Source organism: Kocuria sp. p3-SID1428 (assembly GCF_025149945.1).
Classification (GTDB): domain Bacteria; phylum Actinomycetota; class Actinomycetes; order Actinomycetales; family Micrococcaceae; genus Kocuria.
In genome coordinates, this window is record NZ_JALXVH010000088.1 from 1 (window position 1) to 5,638 (window position 5,638).

Consider the following 5,638-nt stretch of genomic DNA (forward strand, 5'->3'; position numbering starts at 1 on the left):
CTGGGTATGAGAAAAGACTGATAGCCAGCTCGACCCGCAACCACATGGTTGCGAGGAGCCGGCCATCAGCCTTCCCTCTAAGGAGTATTGCGGCGGCGACCTACTCTCCCACACCCACTAGAGTGCAGTACCATCGGCGCTGTGAGCCTTAGCTTCCGGGTTCGGGATGGGACCGGGCGTTTCCCTCACGCTATAACCACCGCAAACCTGCTACCACCACACACCGCAGTGCGCGTGGAAACCTGTTCACGAACCTACCACCCACCACCACCAGATCACCCCAACGGAGACCCAGTGGTTGTAGGACGGTGTTGTTCCAAAACCGTACAGTGGACGCGAAACACGCTGCTATTCACACCCCCAAGAAAGGAGGCTGCAAGACACGTTGTGTGTGTGAAGATCATCGGCTTATTAGTACTGGTCAGCTCCACGAGTCGTCAGTCCTCGCTACCACATCCAGCCTATCAACCCAGTAGTCTCCTGGGAGCCTCACCCCCACAAAAAGGGGAAGGAAATCTCATCTCGAAGCAAGCTTCCCGCTTAGATGCTTTCAGCGGTTATCTCTCCCGAACGTAGCCAATCAGCCATGCACCTGGCGGTACAACTGACATACCAGAGGTTCGTCCGTCCCGGTCCTCTCGTACTAAGGACAGACCTTCTCAAATTTCCAACGCGCGCAGCGGATAGGGACCGAACTGTCTCACGACGTTCTGAACCCAGCTCGCGTGCCGCTTTAATGGGCGAACAGCCCAACCCTTGGGACCAACTCCAGCCCCAGGATGCGACGAGCCGACATCGAGGTGCCAAACCATGCCGTCGATATGGACTCTTGGGCAAGATCAGCCTGTTATCCCCGAGGTACCTTTTATCCGTTGAGCGACGGCCATTCCACAATGTACCGCCGGATCACTAGTCCCGACTTTCGTCCCTGCTCGAGCCGTCACTCTCACAGTCAAGCTCCCTTGTGCACTTGCACTCAACACCTGATTGCCAACCAGGCTGAGGGAACCTTTGGGCGCCTCCGTTACTCTTTAGGAGGCAACCGCCCCAGTTAAACTACCCATCAGGCACTGTCCCTGACCCGGATCACGGGCCGAAGTTAGATATCCAGAGCGACCAGAGTGGTATTTCAACAACGACTCCACGAACACTGGCGTGTCCGCTTCACAGTCTCCCACCTATCCTACACAAGCCGCACCGAACACCAATACCAAACTATAGTAAAGGTCTCGGGGTCTTTCCGTCCTGCTGCGCGTAACGAGCATCTTTACTCGTACTGCAATTTCGCCGAGTTCATGGTTGAGACAGCGGGGAAGTCGTTACTCCATTCGTGCAGGTCGGAACTTACCCGACAAGGAATTTCGCTACCTTAGGATGGTTATAGTTACCACCGCCGTTTACTGGGGCTTAAATTCTCCGCTTCGGCTTACGCCTAACAGGTCCTCTTAACCTTCCAGCACCGGGCAGGAGTCAGTCCGTATACATCGTCTTACGACTTCGCACGGACCTGTGTTTTTGATAAACAGTCGCTTCCCCCTGGTCTCTGCGACCCTTACCCCCTCCACACCGCAAGGGCATGTCAGGGTCCGGGCCCCCCTTCTCCCGAAGTTACGGGGGCATTTTGCCGAGTTCCTTAACCATGATTCTCTCGAACGCCTTAGTATTCTCTACCTGATCACCTGTGTCGGTTTGGGGTACGGGCGGCTAGAACCTCACGTCGATGCTTTTCTCGGCAGCATAGGATCACCGAATCCCCCACCAAAGGGGTCCCATCACGTCTCAGGCACATGAATCACGGATTTACCAATGACTCGCCCTACACGCTTAGACCAGGACTACCATCGCCTGGCTCGGCTACCTTCCTGCGTCACACCTGTTAACACGCTTACCTCCCTGGATCAGGTCCCACGCATCCCACCACAACCACACACCACAAGTGGTGCGTGAGAAACGGGTGGAACGGGTGGTTAGTATCCCCAGTTCAGTATGGACGGTTCTTCGCCGGTACGGGAATATCAACCCGTTGTCCATCGACTACGCCTGTCGGCCTCGCCTTAGGTCCCGACTCACCCGGGGCAGATTAGCTTGACCCCGGAACCCTTGATCATTCGGCGGACGGGTTTCTCACCCGTCATTCGCTACTCATGCCTGCATTCTCACTCGAACGGGCTCCACCACTCGGTCACCCGGCAGCTTCACCACCCGCTCGACGCTCCCCTACCCAACACACACAAAACCATTACAGTCACCACACAGCACCCCACCAGAACCCAAAAGCACTGACAGGATCGGTGCGCGGACATGTGCATTGCCACGACTTCGGCGGTGTACTTGAGCCCCGCTACATTATCGGCGCGGAATCACTTGACCAGTGAGCTATTACGCACTCTTTCAAGGATGGCTGCTTCTAAGCCAACCTCCTGGTTGTCTGAGCAACTCCACATCCTTTCCCACTTAGCACACGCTTAGGGGCCTTAGTCGGTGGTCTGGGCTGTTTCCCTTTCGACTATGAAGCTTATCCCCCACAGTCTCACTGCCGTGCTCTCACTTACCAGCATTCGGAGTTTGGTTGACGTCAGTAACCCGTTGGGGCCCATCAGCCATCCAGTAGCTCTACCTCTGGCAAGAAACACACGACGCTGCACCTAAATGCATTTCGGGGAGAACCAGCTATCACGAAGTTTGATTGGCCTTTCACCCCTACCCACAGCTCATCCCCTCCATTTTCAACTGAAGTGGGTTCGGTCCTCCACGCGCTCTTACACGCGCTTCAACCTGGCCATGGGTAGATCACTTCGCTTCGGGTCTAGATCACGCCACTCAACGCCCTCTTCAGACTCGCTTTCGCTACGACTACCCCACACGGGTTAACCTCGCGACATGACACTAACTCGCAGGCTCATTCTTCAAAAGGCACGCCGTCACCCCAAAAGGCTCCGACGGCTTGTAGGCACACGGTTTCAGGTACTATTTCACTCCCCTCCCGGGGTGCTTTTCACCTTTCCCTCACGGTACTGGTCCGCTATCGGTCATCAGGTAGTATTCAGGCTTACCAGGTGGTCCTGGCAGATTCACACGAAGTTTCACGGGCTCCGTGCTACTCGGGAAACACCACGCGCGGCAGCAATGATTTCGTCTACGGGACTCACACCCTCTACGGCACACCACTCAAGATGATTCGACTATCACGCTGCACTCACACGACCCAGCCGGCAGACCGGGCACTGATGCTCCCACAACCCCGCCCATGCAACCCCTGCCGGGTATCACACACAGACGGTTTAGCCACTTCCGCTTTCGCTCGCCACTACTCACGGAATCACTGTTGTTTTCTCTTCCTGCGGGTACTGAGATGTTTCACTTCCCCGCGTTCCCCCCTGCACCCTATGTATTCAGATACAGGTCATCGCCCTCACAGACGACGGGGTTTCCCCATTCGGAAATCCTCGGATCACAGCCCGCTTATCGGCTCCCCGAGGCATATCGCAGATTGCCACGTCCTTCATCGGCTCCTGATGCCAAGGCATCCACCGTGCGCCCTTAGTAATCTTCAAACAGACACACAAAAATTCTCACATAAAGAATAAGATGCTCGCGTCCACTATACAGTTCTCAAACAACACCAGCCGCCCCCCTCACCACACACAACCCGTGCGCAGCTACCTGAAGCAAGCCACAGAACACACACCCAACCACCACCACCCACCGAAAGCAGGGATCATGGCGGGGCCTGTTGTTCCAGGACCCGACAGTGCACCAAACCACCACCGTCACCAGCACCCACGCACCAAGCAAGCACGCAGACACCACACCGATGATCAGACACCCACCACAACCCGAAGGTCGCACCGGCTGCCTGGTCTGCTGATATTCCACCCATGAGCACGAACCCGCCACCCAACCCTCGAAACGGGCCAGGTGCAGCGAGTCTCACCACAACAACCCCCACACCACTGAAACGGTGCGCGGGCGGGTCACCACACGGCGACCAGAGTGAAGCTCCTTAGAAAGGAGGTGATCCAGCCGCACCTTCCGGTACGGCTACCTTGTTACGACTTAGTCCCAATCGCCAGTCCCACCTTCGACGGCTCCCTCCACAAGGGTTGGGCCACCGGCTTCGGGTGTTACCGACTTTCGTGACTTGACGGGCGGTGTGTACAAGGCCCGGGAACGTATTCACCGCAGCGTTGCTGATCTGCGATTACTAGCGACTCCGACTTCATGAGGTCGAGTTGCAGACCTCAATCCGAACTGAGACCGGCTTTTTGGGATTAGCTCCACCTCACAGTATCGCAACCCTTTGTACCGGCCATTGTAGCATGCGTGAAGCCCAAGACATAAGGGGCATGATGATTTGACGTCATCCCCACCTTCCTCCGAGTTGACCCCGGCAGTCTCCCATGAGTCCCCACCATCACGTGCTGGCAACATGGAACGAGGGTTGCGCTCGTTGCGGGACTTAACCCAACATCTCACGACACGAGCTGACGACAACCATGCACCACCTGTATACCGACCCCAAAGGGGAAGAACCATCTCTGGAACGATCCGGTATATGTCAAGCCTTGGTAAGGTTCTTCGCGTTGCATCGAATTAATCCGCATGCTCCGCCGCTTGTGCGGGCCCCCGTCAATTCCTTTGAGTTTTAGCCTTGCGGCCGTACTCCCCAGGCGGGGCACTTAATGCGTTAGCTACGGCGCGGAAAACGTGGAATGTCCCCCACACCTAGTGCCCAACGTTTACGGCATGGACTACCAGGGTATCTAATCCTGTTCGCTCCCCATGCTTTCGCTCCTCAGCGTCAGTAACAGCCCAGAGACCTGCCTTCGCCATCGGTGTTCCTCCTGATATCTGCGCATTCCACCGCTACACCAGGAATTCCAGTCTCCCCTACTGCACTCTAGTCTGCCCGTACCCACTGCACACCCGGGGTTAAGCCCCGGGCTTTCACAGCAGACGCGACAAACCGCCTACGAGCTCTTTACGCCCAATAATTCCGGACAACGCTTGCGCCCTACGTATTACCGCGGCTGCTGGCACGTAGTTAGCCGGCGCTTCTTCTGCAGGTACCGTCACTTGTGGCTTCTTCCCTGCTGAAAGAGGTTTACAACCCGAAGGCCGTCATCCCTCACGCGGCGTCGCTGCATCAGGCTTTCGCCCATTGTGCAATATTCCCCACTGCTGCCTCCCGTAGGAGTCTGGGCCGTGTCTCAGTCCCAGTGTGGCCGGTCACCCTCTCAGGCCGGCTACCCGTCGTCGCCTTGGTGAGCCATTACCTCACCAACAAGCTGATAGGCCGTGAGCCCATCCAAGACCAGTAAACCCTTTCCACACACCACCATGCGGTGACATGTAGCATCCAGTATTAGACCCAGTTTCCCGGGCTTATCCCAGAGTCAAGGGCAGGTTACTCACGTATTACTCACCCGTTCGCCACTCATCCACACCAGCAAGCTGGTGCTTCAGCGTTCGACTTGCATGTGTTAAGCACGCCGCCAGCGTTCGTCCTGAGCCAGGATCAAACTCTCCGTTGAAAAACGAAAAACCATACCTGGCTGGAATCAAAATAATAATCGCTCAGCACGTCACGGGAACGAGACGCACTGACGCATCAACTGATCCAACCAAACAAAAAAAT

3 rRNA genes are annotated in these 5,638 nt (G+C 56.3%); all 3 read right to left on the minus strand.

Annotation, left to right across the window (positions count from 1 at the left end):
- Positions 1 to 87: 87 nt before the first annotated feature.
- A 5S ribosomal RNA gene (rrf, locus tag M3E84_RS12280) occupies positions 88 to 204 on the minus strand.
- Between the two features lie 186 nt (positions 205 to 390).
- Positions 391 to 3,555: ribosomal RNA gene (locus tag M3E84_RS12285) — 23S ribosomal RNA — on the minus strand.
- 452 nt (positions 3,556 to 4,007) lie between these two features.
- A 16S ribosomal RNA gene (locus tag M3E84_RS12290) occupies positions 4,008 to 5,534 on the minus strand.
- Together the 16S, 23S and 5S rRNA genes form the textbook arrangement of a ribosomal RNA operon.
- Positions 5,535 to 5,638 lie beyond the last annotated feature (104 nt).